The organism is Nocardiopsis lucentensis DSM 44048 (genome assembly GCF_000341125.1).
GTDB lineage: Bacteria > Actinomycetota > Actinomycetes > Streptosporangiales > Streptosporangiaceae > Nocardiopsis > Nocardiopsis lucentensis.
Window position 1 is genome coordinate 1 of the sequence record NZ_ANBC01000718.1, and the last position, 1,486, is coordinate 1,486.

1 protein-coding gene is annotated in these 1,486 nt (G+C 73.6%); it reads left to right on the forward strand.

Features of this window, described 5'->3' with window-relative positions; all coding sequences use genetic code 11:
* On the forward strand, positions 1-1,486 hold a 1,486-nt coding region (locus D471_RS36095), incomplete at both ends, for an ATP-binding cassette domain-containing protein (protein ID WP_017601162.1).

Genomic DNA, 1,486 nt, shown 5'->3' on the forward strand with positions numbered 1-1,486 from the left:
GTCTGCTCCACCCTGGCCGGCCGCTCCCAGGCCCGACTGGAACCCCAGGTGGTCCTGGCCGCCGAGCGCACGTTCAACGAGGCCACCACGAGCGTGCCCCGCGCCGCCTTCGACTCCAGCGCCTTCAACGACCAGGTGTTTCGCTCCTACGCGCGCGGCACCGACGAGGCCGGGTCGCTGGTGCGCTACACCGTCGACGTGCTCACCGGCCTGGTGGGCATCGTCGCCGCGGCCGGTGTGCTGGCCGCCCTGCACCCCGTCCTGGTCCCCCTGCTGCTGTTGGCGCTGGTGCCCCAGTGGTGGGGGTCGGCGGCCGCGGCCCGACTCCGGTACCGGGCCATGCTCGCCATGACCGACATGCGTCGCCGCAAGTGGCTGGTGCAGCGGATGATGATGGACGACGACAACGCCTCCGAGGTGCGCTCCTACAACATGGAGCGGGTGCTGCGCGATGAGTTCGACCGGCTCGGCGACCGTGAACTGGACGTGCACATGGGCCTGGCCACCCGCACCTCCCTGATCCGGCTGGGCGGGGACACCTTCGGCGGTCTGGTGACCCTGGCGGCGTTCGCCGTGCTCGGGACGCTGATGGTGCGGGGCGTGGTGCCGATCGCGGCCGGCGGCGCCGCGGTGGTCGCCATCCGCGTCGCCCAGGGCGCGCTGAACTCCGCCCTGGGCGCGGTCAGCCGGGTGTACGAGTCGGGGCTGTACTTCGCCGACTTCCTCGACATGGTCGAGACCGCCCGGACGTTGACACCGCCCGCCACCCTGCCCCCGGCCCCGGAGGGGTTCGGGACCATCCGGGTGGAGGGCGTGACGTTCACCTACCCCGACGACGACGGCTCCGACGGCGACGCGCCGAGGGCCCCGGCGCTGGCCGAGGTCACCCTCACCCTGGAACGGGGCCGGACCTACGCGCTGGTGGGGGAGAACGGGTCGGGCAAGTCCACCCTGGCCAAGCTGTTGGCGGGCCTGTACGTCCCGGACCGGGGCCGCGTGTGCTGGGACGGGGCCGACCTGGCCGGGGTGGACGGCGACAGTCTGCGCCGACGCATCGCGGTCATGGGCCAGGAGCACACCCACTGGCCCATGACCGCGCGCGAGAACGTGGTCATGGGCACCCCCTTCGACGCCGACCGGTTGGCCCGCGCCGCGCGCCACCCACGCCGACGCCGTGGTGGCCGACCTGCCCCACGGGTGGGAGACGCTGATGGACAAGTCGTTCGCCCAGGGCGTGCAGCCCTCCGGGGGCCAGTGGCAACGGCTGGCGGCGGCGCGCGCCTTCTACCGCGCCGACGGCGCCGACGTCCCGCTGCTGATCGTGGACGAGCCCACCTCGGCGCTGGACGCCCGGGCCGAGTACCGGTTCTTCTCGTCGGTGCACGAGCACGCCGCGCGGACCTCGGCCACGGTCGTGCTCATCACGCACCGGCTGGCGTCGGTGCGACCGGCCGACGAGATCGTCGTCCTGGACCAGGGGCGGGTG